Consider the following 18,084-nt stretch of genomic DNA (forward strand, 5'->3'; position numbering starts at 1 on the left):
GTTAGCAAAAGATTGATGTGCTGTCCGGCGTGTTTAACGCGGATTTAATGTCCACAGCCTCAGCCTTAATAACTGGTTGCTGCCGGATTGTGGTTTTCAGACAATCTTCAGATTTGGAAGCTCCGGAAGCGGTAAAATACTGTTGGCGAAGCAGAACGGGTGCTTATTGTTTAGCTCTTGTTAAAAATCATGAATATTCGCTGATTTTCATGGTTTAAATGCTGTTTACCGGTCTTTCCGAAGTCTTACTTCTGTTTAGCTATTGGTTGGAATCTGTAAACCATTCCCGCAAAGACAGAAGCATTAACCCTGTCATTTAAGCAGATTGGTGACTTTGCCGCGCTATTCTTGTGTCCAACGAAGCCAAAAAGGCTCGCAAATATAACAGGACCGAAAATAAAAATAACAGCGGTTCTCAGAAGCAACAGGGCGCGAAAACAATGAACCAGATGCTGGAAAAACAGGACAAACCAGTTTGGGCGAGCAGGGAGATCCGTCTCGATCCTTTCCAGTTCCCGCAGAGCGTATCTTACGCTTCAACGGGCGAGCAGGAAGATGTGACTTTTACGATCAATGAACGTGGCGCAGTGCTGCGACGTGTATTGCCTTCCAGCGGTTTGCCAATGTCTGTGGCATTGCCTGCCCATGTGTTTCTTGGTGTGACTGCCCGTGCAGTTGAAGATGAACACGGTCTGATTACTGTGACATTGGAACTGATGCACGAAGATGCGCAAATGTCTGTGCCGCTGCTGGTGGCGCATGATCTGGATGATGTTGCCGCCGACTGGCATGCATGGGCAAATGCTTACAAGCTGCCGATGCTTCTGGTTGAGGCCGATGGTGTTGCCCGTCCGCTTCATGACAGCATTGGCGGTGTTACAGCTTCGGCCAGCACAGAGCGTCGTCAGGGACAGGAACCGCGCCGTCGCCGTCCACGTTTTCTGGCACGCCGCAAAACCGGTTCGCTGGGCGTAAGTTTGAAGATTTCTGGCCGCGAGATTATCTCGCGAGTGTAAAAAAGCTGAGATCATCTCGCGAGTTTAAAAGACAGGAAATTATTTCGCGCGTTTAAGAAACCGAAGACTGTCTCGCACGTTAAAGAATTAAATATGTGATCTCCAGTCACAGAACATGCAAAAAACCGTATGCTTGAAGGGGCATACGGTTTTTTGCGTTGTGACTGAAATTACTTTTTGCGGGAGAGGAACGCGCCGACAGCCTGTGCAGTCTCTGCAGATTTCAGGCGATCAGCAAAAATCTGCGCCTCGCGGTCGATCCGGTCTGTGAGCGGTTCGGCGGCGCTGCGCAGCAAATCACGGGTCAGTTGCAGAGCCGCAGGCGGGCGTGCGGCAAGCTTTTGAGCGGTTTTCAGCACTTCCTCTTCCAGTTCATCTTCCGCCACAACGCGCCAGACAATGCCGGCTTCCAGCGCCTGTTGTGCGGTCATGGCTTCCCCCATTGCCAGCAGAGCAAAGGCACGTTGATAGCCCATGATTTTAGGGCCGAGCAGGCTTGAACCGGCTTCCGGCACCAGCCCGAGATCTACAAATGGCGTGTGAAACACGGAGCGCGGCGTGGCAAAAGTCAGATCGCAATGCAGGTTCAGCGTGGTGCCGACACCGATTGCCAGTCCGTCAACACCGGAGATCAGCGGTTTGCGTGTCAGTGCCAGCCTGTGCAGAAAGTCGATAATTTCCTCACCGAGGCTGCCTTGTGACAGGGCTGCATGCATAAAGTCCTGCATGTCATTACCGGCGGAGAATGCACCGGGCTGACCTAGAATAACGCTGACACGGATAGTGTCGTCGCTGTCGGCCTGTTTCAGTGCCTCGGCAATGCCGTGATACATATCACGGGTGATGGCATTTTTCTTTTCCGGCCGGTTGAGGTGGATAATCTGCACTGCATCCTGACGTTCAATCTGAAGAAATTCGCTCATCATCAAATATCCTGCAAAATTGTTGCGGCATTGCTCAGGCTGGCTGCGCCATTGAGTACGACCTGTTTAAGCGCGGCAGTTTCCTGAAGCGTGTTTTCGGCAAAGAATGCGGCAAGGGCAGCAGTCCGGTCGTCATGCAATCCGGCTTTGGTGAGATAAAGCGCGCCGGCAGTCAGCGAGAGCAGGCGCTGATAGGGGGTAGCACCGCAAAGCGCTGTCTGACTATCGCCTTTGACAAGACAATCTTGCAGGAAGCGGGTGGCTTCTTCTGTAGCATCCAGCGCAGTTTCTAGCCGCGGAGCGACTGCGGAGAGCTTGCCGGAGGTTTTGGCCTGTCCGGCAATGTCGCGTAATTCCTGCAGAAAGCCATGAATATGACCGCCATTTTCCAGTGGTAATTTGCGCATCACCAGATCCATGGCCTGAATGCCATTGGTACCTTCATAAATCGGCAGGATGCGGGCATCGCGCAGCAACTGAGCGGCGCCGGTTTCTTCAATATAACCCATGCCGCCATGCACCTGAATGCCGAGGGATGCCACATCCACACCGCTATCGGTGGAGAAAGCCTTGGCAAGCGGGGTCAGCAGGCTGGCACGGTTTGCCCAGAAGTCCGCTTTGGCGCTGTCGGCTTTGGCCATATCCAGCGCCTGTGCGGTAGCATAGCAAATGGCACGGGAAGCCTGTGTCAGCCCTTTCATGGTCAGCAACATGCGCTGGATATCGGGATGCTCGATGATCGGGCTCATTTCTGCGCCCTTCGGCGCATTCAGGGCACGTCCCTGACGCCGCTCCGCCGCATAGGCGCGGGCTTTCTGGTAGGCAGCTTCGGCAATCGCAACGCCCTGAATACCGACCAGCAGACGGGCATTGTTCATCATGGTGAACATATAGACGAGGCCTTTATGCTCCTCGCCGATCAGATAGCCGACAGCACCTTTTTCACCCGTATCACCAAAACCGTCACCATAAATCATGGTGCAGGTTGGCGAAGCGTGAAGGCCGAGCTTTTCTTCCAGTCCGGCGCAAAATACATCATTGCGTGCGCCAAGCGAGCCGTCTTCATTGACCAGATATTTAGGCACCAGAAACAGCGAAATTCCCTTCGTTCCTGCCGGTGCATCGGGCAGGCGCGCCAGCACCAGATGCACAATATTATCGGTCAGATCATGCTCACCATAGGTGATAAAGATTTTCTGCCCGAAAATCCGGTATGTCCCGTCATCCGCCCGTTCAGCGCGGCAACGCAAGGCACCCAGATCGGAACCAGCCTGCGGTTCGGTGAGGTTCATGGTGCCTGACCATTCACCGGAAATCAGCTTGTCGAGATAGGTGTTTTTCAGTTCATCACTGGCATGATGTTCCAGTGCTTCAACTGCACCCATCGTCAGGGTTGAGGCAATGGCAAAACCAAGGGAGCCGGAGTTCCACATTTCCGCAACGGCAACCGAAAGCAAAATTGGCAGGCCTTGGCCGCCATAGGCAGGATCGCCGGTCAGGGCGTTCCAGCCGCCATCCGTCCAGTCTTTGTAAAGTTCTTTCCAGCCTTCTGCCGTGGTGACCTGCGCATCTTTCAGTGTTGCGCCCTGATGATCGCCTTTGGTGCGTAGCGGAGTGATGCGCGTCTCGCTGAACTTTGCTGCTTCCTGCAAAATGGCTTCGACAATATCCGGTGATAATTCTGAAAACAGTTCGGTTTTCAAAAGCTCCGGCAGGTCTGCAACCTGATTGAGTGTCTGGCTGATTTCAGCAAGTGGCGCGCGATACATCTGCTTCCTCCTTTTGGCGCATTCCGTTGAAAGAATGCAGCCGTAATTCTCCTTGCAAATATTGGTATCGGCTTATTACGTAAACGTCAATAAAATCTCAGAAGAGCAAAACAAGAAAAAACCCGCCGGAGAGGCGGGTTTTAAAAGCATGATCCCAAAAAGTGGGAACCGGTTTTTGGATAAGATTATGCTCAAATAAAGAGTTCAAACGGGATGATAATTTAATTTAACATCATTCCGTTTGAAAAGGTTTTACCTGACTGATTTTTCCCGTTCAACGGCGCGCCAACCAATATCCGAACGGCAGAAGCCACCAGCCCAGTCGATTTTAGACACAGCCTGATAGGCTTTCGCCTGAGCCTCGGAGACTGTCTTTCCGGTGGCCGTTACATTGAGAACGCGACCGCCATTAGCCAGCAGCTCGCCATCTTTATGTACAGTGCCCGCATGGAATACTTTCACATCCGGCAGAGCATCAGCCTCTTCAACGCCTTTGATGACAGTACCTTTGCGCGGGGAGGCCGGATAGCCTTCCGCTGCCATCACCACGGTGAGGGCGGCATCATCGCTCCAGCGGATTGAAACCTGATCCAGCATTTTATTGACCGCTGCCAGCATAATCACCAGCAGGTCGTCTTTAAGGCGGGTCATCAGTACCTGACATTCGGGGTCGCCAAAGCGGGTATTATATTCGATCAGTTTCGGGCCGTCTTTGCCGATCATCAGACCGGCAAACAACACGCCGCTGAAAGGTGCGCCGATCTCGGCCATGCCGCGCATTGTCGGCTCAATCAGCTCCTTCATCACACGTTCCGTCATGGCTTCATCCATGATCGGCGCAGGGGAATAAGCGCCCATGCCGCCGGTATTGGCACCGGTATCACCGTCACCAACGCGCTTATGATCCTGCGCGCTGCCGAAAGGCAAGGCTGTGGTACCGTCGCAAATGCAGAAGAAGCTGGCTTCTTCACCGTCGAGAAATTCTTCAACCACAACTTCTGCACCGGCATCGCCGAAATGGCCTTCAAAACAGGCATCCACGGCATCCAGCGCTTCTTCCAAAGTCATGGCAACAACCACGCCCTTACCGGCGGCAAGGCCATCAGCTTTAACAACAATCGGCGCACCTTGCTCACGGATATAGGCCTTGGCCTTTGGCGCATTGTTAAAGCGGCCATAGCTGCCGGTCGGAATATCAAAACGGGCACAAAGATCTTTGGTGAAACCTTTTGAGCCTTCCAACTGAGCTGCGGCCTGTGAAGGGCCGAATACTTTAATGCCTGCAGCGATCAGCGGATCGGTAATACCGGCAACCAGCGGCGCTTCAGGCCCAACTACGACCAGATCAATCTCAAAGCTGTGGCAGAAGGCAATCACGGCGTCATGATCATCAATATCCAGATCAATCAGCGTGGCACATTCGGCAATGCCCGGATTGCCCGGAGCGCAATAGAGAGTGCCGAGCAGCGGAGATGCTGCCAGTTTCCAGCTGAGCACGTGTTCACGGCCACCGGAGCCGATCAGCAGAACTTTAAGAGCGTCTGAGGGGGAGGTGGTCACAGGCATTTCTCCATATGTGCTTGAGGCTTGCTCCTCCTTTACGAAATCGGTAGAGAATTTAAAAGCATTTATGAGAATGCAACTGCGAAAGGTTTGCATAAAATGGTTCAGATTCAGGCACGCGGACAAACGGGCAAGGTTATGGACGCGCCGTCCGGCCATTGGGTCTACCGGTTATTGCCGCCAAGCCTGTGGCCTTATGCGCAGCTTGCCCGCTGGGATCGCCCGATTGGCTGGCAGCTGCTGCTCTGGCCATGCCTGTGGTCTGCAGCTTTGGTAGCGAGTGCCGGTGCCAAACCCGGAGACGATATCTGGACTGTACTGCCTTCGCTTTGGCATATGGTGCTGTTCCTGATCGGCGCTATTGCCATGCGTGGTGCCGGTTGCACGCTCAATGATCTGGCGGATCAGGATATTGACGATAAGGTTGCGCGCACCCGTTCCCGCCCGCTGCCATCCGGTCAGGTCAGCCGCAAACAGGCTTGGGTTTTCTTAGGCCTGCAATGTCTGGCCGGTCTTGCTGTGGTGTTGCAATTTAACTGGTTCACCGTTGCTTTGAGTTTTGCCTCGCTGGTGATTGTTGCAGCCTATCCGTTTATGAAACGTATTACTGACTGGCCGCAGCTGGTGCTGGGTATGGCTTTTTCATGGGGTGCATTGGTGGCGTGGTCGGCGCAAACCGGTTCTCTGTCACTTTCGCCTGTGCTGCTTTATATCGGCGCGATCCTGTGGACGATCGGCTATGACACGATCTATGCCCATCAGGATAAAGAAGATGATGCATTGGTGGGCGTGCGCTCGACTGCCCGTTTGTTCGGCTCCAAGACGAAACAAGCCCTCATGGTGCTTTATGGCGGTGCGCTGATGTGCTTTGCCGGTGCTTTTGCCGTGGCAGAAGTGCCGATGCCTGCACTGGCCGGTCTGCTTGCCGCCGGTGTGCATCTCTACCGCCAGATTGTTGTGCTGGATATTGATAATCCGGAGCAATGCCTGCGCCTGTTCCGTTCCAATAATATTGTCGGCTGGTTGATCTTTGCGGGTCTGGTGCTCGGCTCTTTGTGGGTTGTGGTTAAACCGGTGATCTGATCCGGATCAGATAATAAAAAAAGCCGCTCTGAAAAAGAGCGGCTTTTTTGTTTACGGATAGAATTTCTGTGTTGTCCAATCGCCTTCCGGTGCATCGCGTTTGAAGATCAAACGATCGTGCAGGCGGAATGGGCGGTCATGCCAGAATTCAATATAGGTTGGTTTGATGCGGAAGCCCGACCAGTATTCAGGGCGCGGAATTTCACCGATGGCATAGCGCGCGGTATATTCGGCAACCGCTTTTTCCAGTGCAAAACGGCTTTCCAGCGGGCGGGATTGTTTGGAGGCCCATGCGCCGATGCGGCTGCCGCGCGGGCGCGACTTGTAATAGGCGTCAGCTTCCTCTGCCGTTACCTGTTCGACAGGACCGCGCACACGGATCTGACGGCGCAGGGATTTCCAGTGGAAGCACATGGCTGCTTTGCCGGCTGACAGGATTTCGCAACCCTTCTGGCTCTCATAATTTGTATAAAATACAAAGCCATGCTCATCGAAATCTTTCAGCAGCACTATGCGCACATTCGGCATGCCGCTTTCGTCTACGGTTGCCACTGCAACAGCATTCGGATCATTCGGCTCGGATTTTGTTGCATCCTCTAACCATTCTGCAAACAGACGAAAAGGCTCGGTCGCAGTTGTAAAATCATTCGCTGATGTCGTCATATTGGTATGTTCACTTGCTTGGTAATCGGAAGGCTTCAGCGGTGCTTAACCCGCGCTTCCATCATCATGACCAGCATAAGTTACATGACCGGCAGTGCTTGTGAAGACCCGCAAGTTTTTTATTGTACAAAAAACCGGCTGAGATATCGGATGAAGGCCGCGTTGCGTCTTCAGTCTGCGGATCGGAAATAGCCGCGAAAACAACAAGAAATAATCACAAAACGCGAATAAACGGGCGCATATGCGGAATGCTGTGAAAACATGTTTCAGAAGCCTTTGACGGCTGCTATCGATTTGTTTACCTTCTGCACAAACCGCTTGTTAACGCAGACCGGCACATAATAAACGCCTGTTTTCAATTAACACCGGAATGTCTTTACGGATATTCTGTTCTTCAGCCTGTCAGGACGATCATTTGCCAGTCACTACAATGACTTCAGAATTACGGAAAAGCGGTTTTTTGCAGTTGATGCGGGGGGCATCCTGCCGTTTTCTTATGGTCGCCTGTACTGTTTCTGTCCTGTCCGGCTGCGCAATGTCCGGTTTTGATCTTGAAAAAGCGATGCCGGATAAAAACAGTATTACTGGTTCTGTCGCAAAACAGCCTGCTGTGACGGCAGAGGTCAATGACAGCAGTAAAGTATCGGATCAGAATACCATCCGGAATGTGGTCTCCGCTCTGAACTTTACGCAGTGGGGCAAAACACCGATCCCGTGGGCTAATCCGGATACCGGCAGTCAGGGGACAATCACGACTGTCGCCGAGAAAAAGACGGATGCCGGACTGTGCCGCGAATTTGAAACCTCGCGCGAAGCCTTTGACGGTGCTGCACTTTATCGCGGACAGGCCTGTATGGCGCAAGGTGGTGCCTGGGCTCTGACCTCTTTTGCCCCGATTTAATAATTATACGGAAATTGAAGGCCAAGTTTTGCAGATGAACGGCTATATTTGCCGTTTAACATCTGGAAAACAGCCGTATTGATGCGCATATTGCTGTATAAAAGCATGCCGGAACCATGCCGTGAAACACTGTCGCTGTCTTTACAAGCTGATCGGGTGTTTAATCCGCGCGGTAAAATGGTGTCGTATGCGCTAAAGCGTGTTGTGTGAAGTTTGATCTACTGCACACGCTTTATCTTTTTGATTTGACGCATGTCTTTGTCCCAAAACCGGTACCCGCTTTTGGGAGACATGCGCTAAGCTCTTATCAGATGACAGGTGATTCTGTTTAGCAATCACCGCAGCTATGAAGGAATATTATGCGCGATCCCTACAGCGTATTGGGCGTCGCTAAAACGGCGAAGCCTGAAGAAGTAAAATCTGCTTTTCGTAAACTGGCCAAGAAATATCATCCGGACCAGAATCAGGATGATCCGAAGGCGCAGGAGAAGTTTGCCGAGATTAATCAGGCCTATGAAATTATCGGCGATAAAGACAAACGCGGTCAGTTTGACCGTGGCGAGATTGATGCGGAAGGAAAGCCGGCAGGTTTTGCCGGTCATGGTTTTGGTGGCCAAGGTGGTGGTTTTCAGGGCGATCCGTTCGCCGGTTTCCGTCGTGGTGGTGCTGGCGGGCAAGGTGGCTTCCAGCAGGGTGGTTTTGACGGCGCAGAGGACATTCTGAGCAGCATTTTCGGTGGTGGCTTTGGTGGTGGCGGAAGCCGTACACGCAGCCGCGCACCGTCAAAAGCGCCGGATCTGAAAGCCTCGATCTCTGTTTCTCTGGAACAGGCGGCAGGAGCCGAGAAGGTTGAGGCGGTTTTCCCGAACGGCAAGAAACTGTCGATCAAACTGCCGAAATATGTTGAGGACGGCCAGACGATCCGCCTGAAAGGTCAGGGAGAAACCATTCCCGGTGCTGTTGACGGCGATGCATTGGTCACAATCAATTTCAAAAAACACCCGCGTTTCCGTCAGGACGGGCGTGATTTGCATCTTGATTTACCGGTGCAGCTCAGTGATGCGGTGCTTGGTGCCCGTGCTGAAGTGGAAACTTTGAGCGGGCGTGTGGCTGTGCGTATTCCTGCCTGGTCAAGCTCGGATAAGATTTTGCGCCTGAAGGGCAAAGGATTGCCTAATAAAACGGGAGATGCTGCGGATTTATTCGTGCATATCCGGATTATGTTGCCTGAAAATGGTGATGAAGAGCTCGAATCGCTATTGCGGTCACGGGCAGGATAAAGTGATTCACGGGTGGATTCGCGCCCGTGAATACTGCTTTATATTGCTGACGGGAACCGTTACATATTAGAAACAACAAGCTGATATTTGCACTTAAATACCTGCTTTCAAGGGGAAGGGGGACAAAATTTACTGTCCTTGCTTGAAGCCAATGCTGTGCTGTGCGATAGGCAGCTATTCAGATTATATTTTTTATGAGGTATGGTGAATGACCACCAAATCCGGTTTGTTGCAAGGAAAACGCGGGCTGATCTTGGGTCTGGCCAATAATCGCTCAATCGCCTGGGGTATTGCCAAGGCTGCACGGGATGCCGGTGCGGAGATCGCTTTAACTTATCAGGGCGATGCGATGAAGAAGCGCGTCGAGCCGCTTGCGGCTGAACTGGACGCGCTGGTCTGCGGCCATTGCGACGTGACTGACGACGCATCCATGGATGCGGTTTTCGCTCTGATCGAAGAGAAATGGGGCAAGCTCGACTTCCTCGTTCATGCTATCGGCTTCTCTGATAAGGATGAGCTGACTGGCCGCTATCTCGATACATCGGCAGAAAACTTCTCCAACACGATGCTGATCTCGGTTTATTCCTTCACTGCGCTGGCCAAGCGCGCGGAAAAACTGATGACAGACGGCGGTTCTATGCTGACACTCACCTATTACGGTGCAGAAAAAGTCATGCCGAACTACAATGTGATGGGTGTTGCCAAGGCCGCTCTGGAAGCCAGTGTGAAATATCTCGCTGTTGATCTTGGTCCGCAGAATATCCGCGTTAATGCGATTTCTGCCGGTCCGATCAAGACGCTTGCGGCTTCGGGTATCGGCGATTTCCGCTATATTCTGAAATGGAACGAGTATAACGCACCGCTGCGTCGTACCGTCAGCATTGAAGAAGTCGGCGATTCAGGTCTGTATTTCCTCTCCGATCTTTCCCGTTCCGTTACCGGTGAAGTTCACCACGTGGACAGTGGTTATCATACAATCGGTATGAAAGCCGTGGATGCACCGGATATTTCGGTTGTAAAAGACTGAGGACAGCAGGAATGGCACGGGAAATCATTTACTTCTCGCGTCATGGCGAGACGGACTGGAATGTCTCCCAGCGTGTGCAGGGGCAGATGGACATTGATATCAATGCCCATGGCCGCACACAGGCTGACCGCAACGGCGATATGCTGAAGTCGCTGATTGGTGCTGCAGAAGGATTTGACTTTGTTGCAAGTCCTCTGCGCCGTACCCGTGAGACGATGGAGCGTATCCGCACCCGTATGGGGCTCGACCCGCTGGCTTACCGCACCGATCCTTTGCTGATGGAGGTGCATTTCGGTGACTGGCAGGGGCATATGATGGAAGAGTTTGAGGCTGCCGGTGTCGGCAGTGCAAGTCTCTTGCAGCAGCGTGAGCGTGACAAATGGAACTTTGTTCCGCCGGGCGAACATGCCGAAAGCTACATGATTCTTTCAGGGCGCGTTGCCAAATGGCTTGAAAGCGTGAAGGGCAAAACAGTGTGCGTGACCCATGGCGGTTGCATTCGCACTTTGTTTTATCTGGTTGAAGGCATGAGCGGGCAGGATGCAGCGCATCTTTCCGTGCCGCAGGACAAGCTGCTGAAGCTTGAAAATAACCGTCTTGAATGGGTTTGAGTAAAGCAGCTTCTTTATAATAAAAAAAGCGCCGGAAACGGCGCTTTTGTCAGTTTATGATGGCCGGTAATTACGGGTTTAACCGCCGTCGGCTTCGTCAATATTGCTGATATAGCGAACATTATCGACGAGATCATAGGTCACGATAACCTTCATGCCCTTTTCAATCGCACTATAATCGAATTCTCCGGGCAGGCGGTAATCTTTGCCATTGTCCAGCGTAATGGTTTCCGTATCTTCATTGATCTTGGTGATCTTACCCTCAGCATCGTCTGCAAGCGCAGTGCCTGCAAAGAGCGGGGCGAGTAACACCGTGAGAATGGCCAAAATACGCATGAGAAATCCTTGTGCGTTATAAAATCCGGTTCCGAAGCTGCAGGTCAATTATGGCATTAGCACGACCTGCTTCGCTGAAACGCTCTGCTGGAGAGACTAGATCATATCCGCAGATTTTCGCAACATTTTCCGGTTATTTGGTGCGCGTGCCGGAAACGGTATCGTTTGGAGCTGCTTTTTTGTGCGCCGGTCTTTCTCTCGTTTGACCACTGCTTAAAAGGCGAATAGAAACAGATTACCAAACTGAAATTAAAATGAGCCGCAAAGAACCGGTTCAATCTTGGGGTTTTCTATGTCGCATAACAGCTTTGGCCATCTTTTCCGCGTGACGACCTGGGGCGAAAGCCATGGTCCGGCGCTGGGCTGTATCATTGATGGCTGCCCTCCGGGTATTCAATTTACCGAAGCTGAAATTCAGGCCTATCTTGATAAGCGCAAGCCGGGTCAGTCAAAATATACCACGCAGCGCCGCGAGCCGGATCAGGTGCGGGTATTGTCCGGTGTTCTCACCAGTGAAGACGGGGTGATGACCACCACCGGCACGCCGATTTCCATGATGATTGAGAACGTGGATCAGCGTTCAAAAGATTATGGTGAGATTGCCCGCCAGTATCGTCCGGGACATGCGGATTATGCTTATGATGTAAAATATGGCCTGCGCGATTATCGCGGTGGCGGACGTTCTTCTGCGCGTGAAACCGCAGCGCGTGTTGCTGCCGGTGCGATTGCCCGCAAAGTCGTTCCGGGTTTGAAAATCCGTGCAGCATTGGTCGGCATGGGTATTCACAAGATCGACCGCTCCCGCTGGGATTGGGCAGAGGTCGACAATAACCCGTTTTTCACACCGGATGCAGGCTCAGTAGAGCTGTTTGCCAGCTATCTCGATGGTATCCGCAAAAACGGTTCTTCCATTGGTGCAGTGATTGAGGTTGTGGCAGAAGGCGTTCCCGCCGGTATCGGCGCACCGCTTTATGCCAAGCTGGATCAGGATATTGCGTCCAATCTGATGTCGATCCCTGCAGTAAAAGGTGTTGAAATCGGTAATGGCTTTGAGGCCGCGACGCTGACCGGTGAAGAAAATGCCGACGAAATGCGCATTGATGCCGATGGCAATCCGGTCTTCCTGTCGAATAATGCCGGTGGTATTCTTGGCGGTATCGCAACCGGTGCGCCGATTGTTGCCCGTTTTGCCGTGAAGCCGACCTCGTCCATTCTCACCACACGTCGTTCTATTGATGTGGATAAGAAGGAAGTGGATGTAATGACCAAAGGCCGTCACGACCCGTGCGTTGGCATCCGTGCCGTGCCGATTGGTGAAGCAATGCTCGCTTGCGCGATTGCGGATCATTATTTGCGTCACCGCGGCCAGACTGGCCGCGTCTGATAACCATGCGGCCAGAGCAGTTATAGGTGATGTTCTTTGAAAGATTACGGAGTGAAGCATGAGCTATAATCAGAAACAGGTTGTTGATGCACTCCGTGCTTTTGAACGCGGTGAAATCGTTGTTGTTATGGACGACGACGGGCGCGAAAATGAAGGCGATCTGATTGTCGCCGCGGTGCATTGTACAGCGGAGAAAATGGCATTCATCGTGCGCCATACATCCGGCATCGTCTGCACACCAATGCCGAAGGAAGAGGCCAAGCGCCTCAATCTGACGGCAATGGTGGCGGAAAATGATGCACCGCATTCCACTGCCTTCACCATTACTGTTGACTATAAACACGGCACGACAACCGGTATTTCTGCCGATGATCGCACGCTGACTGTGCGCAATCTGGCGAACCCGAATGCTGGCCCTGCGGACTTCGTGCGTCCGGGGCATATTTTCCCGCTGGTGGCGCGTGAAGGCGGCGTGCTGATGCGCTCCGGTCATACGGAAGCGGCAGTCGATCTGTGCAAGCTGGCCAATCTGCCGCCTGTTGGGGTGATCTGCGAACTGGTCAATGATGATGGTTCTGTGATGCGCGGTCCTCAGGTGACGGAATTCGCGGAAACACATGGATTGCACCGCATTACTGTGGCCGATCTGATCGCCTATCGCCAGCGCAAGGAAACGCTGATTGTGCGCATGGGCGAGACTGAGGTGGACACATCGGCGGGGCACGCCTGCGCATTCACCTATCAGCTGCCGTGGGAGCCGATGCAACATGTGGCTCTGGTTTTCGGCGATATTCGTGACGGTGAAGATGTACCGGTGCGTCTGCATCGGGAAGATGTGCTGGCAGATACATTCGGTGCCGGTTCCGGCCTTGATGCCGTGCTGAAGCGAATGGCTGCGGAAAAGCGCGGGGTGCTGGTGTACTTGCGTGAAGGGTCTGTCGGCGTCGGTAAAAATGACAAGTCGCGCCGCCGTGCGGAAAATCATGACAGGGAAGAGCACAAAGAAGCACAGGCGCGTGAGGAAGAATGGCGCCAGATCGGTCTTGGTGCGCAGATCCTGAAAGATCTCGGCATCAGTTCCATCCGCCTGCTGGCATCCAAAGAGCGTCATTATGTCGGGTTGGAAGGTTTCGGTATTACTATTCTTAAAACTGAAATCTTGTAACTTTATTCTGCCTGATTAGAGCGCCGTGCGCCCCGTTGGGCGCACAAAACTCGCCCTAACGCTTTAAAATGCGAGCATAATTTTACCTTAAACTGATTCAAATTTAAGAAATTACGCTCTGAGCAGGCAGATACAGGATATTATGGCAACCAGACTTTATTCGCATCCGGTCTTTCTTGAGCATCTGACGCCGGCGGGGCATCCTGAGCGTCCGGATCGGTTGCGGGCTTTATTCAGCGTTCTGGAAGGCTATGATTATTATGCGCTGGATCAGGTGGAGGCACCTGTTGCCGATGAGCAGGCGTTGGAGCTTGTGCATCCGGCCTCTTACCTGAAGCAAATTAAAGCACAGATTCCCGATCCGCTTGATGAAGAGCAAGTTGCTTCCGGCATGGCACAGCCGATTGTGAATGTCGGACAGGACACCTATGTCAGCCCGCAAAGCTGGCATGCCGTGTTGGCAGCAACTGGCTCTGCCCTTGCTGCCGTTGAAGATGTATTTAACGGGCAAGCGGATAATATCTTTATTGCTGCCCGTCCGCCAGGTCATCATGCGACGGCCGATACGGCGATGGGGTTCTGCATCACCAATACAGCCGCGATAGCTGCCCGCTATGCGCAGAGCCATTTTGGTGCGGAACGCGTGGCGATCATCGATTGGGATGTGCATCACGGTAACGGCACGCAGGATATTTTCGCTGCGGATAAGAATGTACTGTTCTGTTCAACGCATCAGGCGCAGATTTATCCGGGTACCGGTCTGGTCAAGGAGACCGGTGTCGGTAATATCATTAATGCACCTTTGCTTGCTGACAGTGGTAGCCGGGAGTTCCGCGAAGCCTTTACTTCCCGTATTTTACCGGCATTGGACAATTTTCGCCCTGACCTGATCTTGATTTCAGCCGGCTTTGATGGTCATTATCTTGACCCATTGGCTCAACTTAATTTGACCGAAACAGATTATGATTGGGTGACAGGGCAGGTGATGGAGCGCGCCGACCGGTTTTGCAATAACCGGCTGATCAGTTTTCTTGAAGGCGGATATGATTTACAGGGCTTGTCCTTTTCCGCCGCAGCGCATATTACGCGTTTAATGAAAGGATAAATTATGACCGAGCCGAACACCACCGGACAAGCTTCCAATGATGATATTGCAGTGATGAGCTTCGAACAGGCGCTCAAGCAGCTGGAAACAATTGTCGATGATCTGGAACGCGGTGATGTGCCTTTGGAAAAATCGATCCTGATTTATGAACGCGGTGAAGCGCTGAAAAATCATTGCGAGAAACTGCTGCAATCGGCAGAGGATAAAGTTGAGAAAATCAAGCTCAGCCGCGACGGCCAGCCAACCGGCACCGAACCGCTTGATCCTGAGTGAGTATCCGGCAGTGATTTAAACCGAAGCCCCGCAATGTCGGGGCTTTTTTGTACGCCGATGATACAGCCGGTTATAAATCAGCCTCTAAAGTAGTCTTTTAAACAAGGCGCTGAAATAATAGGGACCTGCACCCCAGACCAAAGTCCAGAGTGCCGCGCCGATAATATTGGCGGAGACGAATTTCAGCCAGTGCATTTTTAAAGCGCCGGCCATGATACCGTTTAGCTGGCGTAAAATAGCAAAGAAGCGTGCAGTGATGACAATGCCGCTGCCGTATTTTTCAAACAGTTTTTCGAATTGCTCCAGCCGCTCCGATGTCAGCTTGATATAGGGGCCGAAGCGGATCAGAATTTTCCGCCCGCCAAAATGGCCGATCAGATAACCTGTGCTGTCGCCCAGTATTGCGCCGAGAAACACCGCGAGTAACATAACCGGTAAAGACAGCTCGCCTTGCTGAGCCAGCAGGGATGCAGCAATAAGCAGTGTCTCTCCCGGTACCGGCGCACCGAAGCTTTCAAAATAAATGATGATAAACAGAGCGATTGAGCCATAAGCGGCGATATATGGCTCAACCCAATGCATGTTCGTGCCTGTTTATGTTTATCGCAGTTGCCTCTGGCCGCTGATTGCGTGATAAAGGAACAGCACGACCACTGCACCGATTACGGAAACAATCAGGCTGTAAATATTCAGGCCGGTAACACCCGCCGCACCGAAGAAATTGAAAATAACACCGCCGATAACCGCGCCGACAATGCCGAGGACAATATCCATCAGCATGCCCTGACCGCTTTTGTTGACGATTTTGCTGCCGATAAAACCGGCAATGAGACCGAGAATAATCCAGCTGATAACTGACATTGTATGTTCTCCGTTTCGCAAAAAGCATTTTACAGAGACAGATCACATCCGGCGCTGCAAGAATGCGAAAATCAAAGAAACCGGAACGCAGACCATCAATTAAATTCACGTGTTGGCAAATTCATGAGGCTGGCTCTGGAAACTCGGTAAAACGCTCCCATATCATTACATGCTTGGCAAGTGACAATCTTGCCAAGTAAATATTTTTGCGCGATGCTGCTAAGTATCCGGCATTTCAGCAGGTTTGGAGGAAGTATAGAATGGGCCTTTTTGGTGGTGACTCTTCAAATAATGAACCGGTACCGGGCGGCAGTCTGACCAAACCGGTTCTGATTGCACTCGGTGCATTGCTCGTTGGTCGTATGTTCAGCGGTAAATCCGATGATAATGAACAGCCTCAGGTGAATGCGCCGGATCAGGCCGCATCCGGCGGCGGTCTCGGCGATCTTCTGGGTAGCGTGTTCGGCGGCGGACAGCAGGCGAATGCTCCGGCAGGTACGCAGGCAGATTCACAGGCTGGTGGCCTTGGTGGTCTCGGCAGTGTTCTTGGCGGATTGCTTGGCGGTGTTCTGGGTGGCACAGCCGCAGGACAAGCCGGACAGACCGGCAGCGGCGGTGGACTTGGCGGCGGTTTAGGCGGCTTGCTTGAGCAGCTTACACAGGCCGGCCATGCAGATAAAGTTGATAGCTGGGTTGGTTCCGGCAGCAATGCGCCGATTGAACCGGATCAGCTTGGCAATGCCATTGGCAAAAACACAATTTCGGATATTGCCCGTCAGACGGGTGTCAATGAACAGGATTTGCTGGCAGAGCTTTCCGCAGCATTGCCGGGTATTGTTGACAAGCTGACAGCGAATGGTCAGGTGCCGGATATGCAGCAATTGCTGAAAATGCTTGGTCAGAAATAACAGGCATTTATATCCGATCCTGTCTGACTGTTTTGTGATGAAATGTCCGGATGTAAAACTCCGGACATTTCTTATTTTATGATATGCTGTTTAAAGTGCATCCCGAAAATCTGTTGCAGATTTCGGTGCGAATGCGTTTGAAAGCTGGTGGGTCAGGTATTTCAATGGCTTAGCTTAAGCCGGAAATGCTTCGCTCTGGGCGTTTCATTGTTTCTGAAAGGACAGATTTGTGAGCTTCTTTCCCGGTCAGGATCCGGTTCCCGGCGATCATCAGTCGATTGATGCAATTGAAACGCTGATTATTCCGCGTACCAGTGAAGTCGGCGGTTTGCAGGTGCGCCGTGCATTACCTACTGCAAAGCGCAGGCTCGTCGGGCCTTTCATTTTCTTTGACCGGATGGGGCCGGCCTTATTACGGGCCGGGCAGGCGCTGGATGTAGCGCCGCATCCGCATATCGGGCTTTCAACGGTTACTTATCTTCTGGACGGCAATATCCGACACCGTGACAGTCTCGGTACCGAGCAGGTGATTAATCCCGGTGAAGTCAACTTGATGACTGCGGGACGCGGCATTGTGCATTCCGAGCGCACACCGGAGGAAATGCGCGGGTCACCGCTGGCAATCTCCGGCGTGCAGACATGGGTTGCCTTGCCGGAACGCGCTGAGAATATGGCGCCGGAATTCAGCAATCATACGGTGCAGCAATTGCCGTGGCTGGAGGAGAAAGAGTTCCGTATGCGCCTGATGATCGGCGATATGCACGGGCTGAAATCCGATGTGCCGACCTATAGCGAGACACTCTATGCCGATGTGTTTATTGAGGCGGGTGGCAAATTCCATCTGCCTGCGGTACAGGAAGAGCGGGCGATTTATATCCTGAGCGGTGCCGTGCGCATTGCCGGAGAGGTTTTCACTGATAATCAGCTGCTGGCCTTCCGGCAGGGCGATGATATTGTGATTGAAGCCGTGCCGCAAAATTTCGCCAGTGAGGGTGCACAGATCATGGTCTTCGGTGGCGAGGCGATGGACAGCCGCCGTTATATCTGGTGGAATTTCGTTTCATCATCAAAAGAACGTATTGAACAGGCAAAAGAAGAGTGGCGCAGCCGCCGCTTTGATATTGTACCGGGCGATGCGGAAGAATTTATCCCGCTGCCTGAATAAATATTTGATATAGCTGATTGCAAAATACAGGCGGATGGGAAACAAAGCCGT

Annotated in this window: 19 protein-coding genes; 12 read left to right on the forward strand and 7 right to left on the reverse strand. The window is 52.4% G+C overall.

Going from position 1 to position 18,084, the window contains the following annotated elements; all coding sequences use genetic code 11:
• The first annotated feature begins 449 nt into the window (after positions 1 to 449).
• Positions 450 to 1,016, forward strand: coding sequence for a DUF6101 family protein (locus KHQ09_RS05725; RefSeq protein WP_213599830.1), 567 nt, complete (start codon positions 450 to 452; stop codon positions 1,014 to 1,016).
• Positions 1,017 to 1,186: 170 nt separating this feature from the next.
• Here the strand turns inward: KHQ09_RS05725 and KHQ09_RS05730 are convergent, their stop codons facing one another.
• The 3 genes from KHQ09_RS05730 to purD form a co-directional block, all read right to left on the reverse strand.
• Positions 1,187 to 1,939, reverse strand: a complete 753-nt coding sequence (locus KHQ09_RS05730; protein ID WP_213596951.1) for a crotonase/enoyl-CoA hydratase family protein — start codon at positions 1,937 to 1,939, stop codon at positions 1,187 to 1,189.
• Positions 1,940 to 1,941: 2 nt separating this feature from the next.
• On the reverse strand, positions 1,942 to 3,708 hold the full coding sequence (locus tag KHQ09_RS05735; RefSeq protein WP_213596953.1) for an acyl-CoA dehydrogenase family protein: 1,767 nt from the start codon (positions 3,706 to 3,708) through the stop codon (positions 1,942 to 1,944).
• Between the two features lie 252 nt (positions 3,709 to 3,960).
• Complete coding sequence (gene purD / locus KHQ09_RS05740; protein WP_238481569.1) at positions 3,961 to 5,268, reverse strand: phosphoribosylamine--glycine ligase; 1,308 nt, start codon at positions 5,266 to 5,268, stop codon at positions 3,961 to 3,963.
• A 102-nt stretch (positions 5,269 to 5,370) separates the two neighbouring features.
• Between purD and ubiA the strand changes: the two genes are divergently transcribed.
• On the forward strand, positions 5,371 to 6,354 hold the full coding sequence (ubiA, locus tag KHQ09_RS05745) for a 4-hydroxybenzoate octaprenyltransferase (RefSeq protein ID WP_213596957.1): 984 nt from the start codon (positions 5,371 to 5,373) through the stop codon (positions 6,352 to 6,354).
• Between the two features lie 51 nt (positions 6,355 to 6,405).
• Here the strand turns inward: ubiA and pdxH are convergent, their stop codons facing one another.
• Complete coding sequence (gene pdxH, locus KHQ09_RS05750; protein ID WP_213596959.1) at positions 6,406 to 7,017, reverse strand: pyridoxamine 5'-phosphate oxidase; 612 nt, start codon at positions 7,015 to 7,017, stop codon at positions 6,406 to 6,408.
• 430 nt (positions 7,018 to 7,447) lie between these two features.
• Between pdxH and KHQ09_RS05755 the strand changes: the two genes are divergently transcribed.
• The 4 genes from KHQ09_RS05755 (at position 7,448) to KHQ09_RS05770 (ending at position 10,836) form a co-directional block, all read left to right on the forward strand.
• Positions 7,448 to 7,918 (forward strand): RT0821/Lpp0805 family surface protein, encoded by a 471-nt coding sequence (locus KHQ09_RS05755; protein WP_370637800.1) that lies wholly within the window; start codon positions 7,448 to 7,450, stop codon positions 7,916 to 7,918.
• Between the two features lie 359 nt (positions 7,919 to 8,277).
• Complete coding sequence (locus KHQ09_RS05760) at positions 8,278 to 9,198, forward strand: DnaJ C-terminal domain-containing protein (RefSeq protein WP_022711640.1); 921 nt, start codon at positions 8,278 to 8,280, stop codon at positions 9,196 to 9,198.
• Between the two features lie 208 nt (positions 9,199 to 9,406).
• The gene (fabI, locus tag KHQ09_RS05765) at positions 9,407 to 10,225 is read left to right on the forward strand and encodes an enoyl-ACP reductase FabI (RefSeq protein WP_116087060.1); all 819 of its coding nucleotides are present in this window, start codon (positions 9,407 to 9,409) and stop codon (positions 10,223 to 10,225) included.
• An 11-nt stretch (positions 10,226 to 10,236) separates the two neighbouring features.
• Positions 10,237 to 10,836 carry a histidine phosphatase family protein gene (locus tag KHQ09_RS05770; RefSeq protein WP_213596961.1) on the forward strand — a complete coding sequence of 200 codons (600 nt, stop codon included), beginning with the start codon at positions 10,237 to 10,239 and terminating at the stop codon, positions 10,834 to 10,836.
• Positions 10,837 to 10,914: 78 nt separating this feature from the next.
• Here KHQ09_RS05770 and KHQ09_RS05775 read toward each other — a convergent pair whose 3' ends face one another.
• Positions 10,915 to 11,172 (reverse strand): DUF1344 domain-containing protein, encoded by a 258-nt coding sequence (locus KHQ09_RS05775; protein ID WP_022709980.1) that lies wholly within the window; start codon positions 11,170 to 11,172, stop codon positions 10,915 to 10,917.
• Between the two features lie 292 nt (positions 11,173 to 11,464).
• Between KHQ09_RS05775 and aroC the strand changes: the two genes are divergently transcribed.
• The 4 genes from aroC (at position 11,465) to KHQ09_RS05795 (ending at position 15,099) form a co-directional block, all read left to right on the forward strand.
• The gene (aroC, locus tag KHQ09_RS05780; RefSeq protein ID WP_213596964.1) at positions 11,465 to 12,556 is read left to right on the forward strand and encodes a chorismate synthase; all 1,092 of its coding nucleotides are present in this window, start codon (positions 11,465 to 11,467) and stop codon (positions 12,554 to 12,556) included.
• A gap of 58 nt (positions 12,557 to 12,614) precedes the next feature.
• Positions 12,615 to 13,721: a 3,4-dihydroxy-2-butanone-4-phosphate synthase gene (ribB, locus tag KHQ09_RS05785; protein WP_075654473.1), complete on the forward strand. Its 1,107-nt coding sequence runs from the start codon at positions 12,615 to 12,617 to the stop codon at positions 13,719 to 13,721.
• Positions 13,722 to 13,863: 142 nt separating this feature from the next.
• Positions 13,864 to 14,826, forward strand: a complete 963-nt coding sequence (locus KHQ09_RS05790) for a histone deacetylase family protein (RefSeq protein WP_213596966.1) — start codon at positions 13,864 to 13,866, stop codon at positions 14,824 to 14,826.
• 3 nt (positions 14,827 to 14,829) lie between these two features.
• Positions 14,830 to 15,099 (forward strand): exodeoxyribonuclease VII small subunit, encoded by a 270-nt coding sequence (locus tag KHQ09_RS05795; RefSeq protein ID WP_022709975.1) that lies wholly within the window; start codon positions 14,830 to 14,832, stop codon positions 15,097 to 15,099.
• Between the two features lie 84 nt (positions 15,100 to 15,183).
• Here the strand turns inward: KHQ09_RS05795 and KHQ09_RS05800 are convergent, their stop codons facing one another.
• Entirely contained in the window at positions 15,184 to 15,681 is a 498-nt protein-coding gene (locus KHQ09_RS05800; protein ID WP_213596968.1) for a DedA family protein, read from the reverse strand.
• Between the two features lie 18 nt (positions 15,682 to 15,699).
• A complete protein-coding gene (locus KHQ09_RS05805) occupies positions 15,700 to 15,960 on the reverse strand; it encodes a GlsB/YeaQ/YmgE family stress response membrane protein (RefSeq protein ID WP_022709973.1) in 261 nt (86 codons plus the stop codon).
• A 260-nt stretch (positions 15,961 to 16,220) separates the two neighbouring features.
• Between KHQ09_RS05805 and KHQ09_RS05810 the strand changes: the two genes are divergently transcribed.
• Both KHQ09_RS05810 and KHQ09_RS05815 read left to right on the forward strand, forming a co-directional pair.
• Positions 16,221 to 16,868, forward strand: coding sequence for a YidB family protein (locus KHQ09_RS05810; RefSeq protein ID WP_116087069.1), 648 nt, complete (start codon positions 16,221 to 16,223; stop codon positions 16,866 to 16,868).
• 229 nt (positions 16,869 to 17,097) lie between these two features.
• A complete protein-coding gene (locus KHQ09_RS05815; RefSeq protein ID WP_213596970.1) occupies positions 17,098 to 18,033 on the forward strand; it encodes a pirin family protein in 936 nt (311 codons plus the stop codon).
• Positions 18,034 to 18,084 lie beyond the last annotated feature (51 nt).

Origin of the sequence: Pseudochrobactrum algeriensis (assembly GCF_018436245.1) — a bacterium.
In the GTDB taxonomy this organism is placed as follows: domain Bacteria; phylum Pseudomonadota; class Alphaproteobacteria; order Rhizobiales; family Rhizobiaceae; genus Pseudochrobactrum; species Pseudochrobactrum saccharolyticum.